Genomic DNA, 519 nt, shown 5'->3' with positions numbered 1-519 from the left:
TGATGAAGAGTGATGAGGTGGTCTAAGGACTTAAAATAATCTCCTATTCTCTGTTGTTCTTCTGCATTGTCAGTAACCAACACATCAAACTTTTCAAGTTCTCGCATGCTTAAATTTGGCTGTGTGCCATTCGATGCTTTATCTAAAATTTGAGCTTGCATCCTTCTTGTCTGAAGAAGATAAAACAAATAGTAAGGTTTCGTCTTTCCCTCACATCTTAACGCTGCTAATGGTGACCAAATGTTGAATCTATCAGTAGTTTCAACAATTGCGACCTTTCCCACTGTTGAACCAGATTTTACAACATATACATCATGGTACTGTGGTTTATACTTCTTACAACACTCAGCATCATACTCTTCAGATACATCTCCACGCTTCCGAGAAAAATCAATTTTATTATCAACTATAGCATCTACAGATATAAATGGGATTCCATTTTCCACCAATCTAGGAGTCTCATGAGGTCCATCTGTAACAGGTTGAACAAGCAAATCTAAAACCTTACGCTGTTCCCAA

At 37.4% G+C, this 519-nt stretch carries 1 protein-coding gene; it reads right to left on the bottom strand.

Annotated elements, in window-relative coordinates; all coding sequences use genetic code 11:
- Window positions 1-519, bottom strand: a 519-nt coding sequence (locus AAAT93_RS00005) for a restriction endonuclease subunit S (RefSeq protein ID WP_349095426.1), incomplete at both ends; no start/stop codon positions are given.

The organism is Coprococcus hominis (ex Arizal et al. 2022) (assembly GCF_040094675.1).
GTDB lineage: Bacteria > Bacillota > Clostridia > Lachnospirales > Lachnospiraceae > Coprococcus_C > Coprococcus_C hominis.
This window is presented reverse-complemented; position numbering and strand designations above follow the sequence as displayed.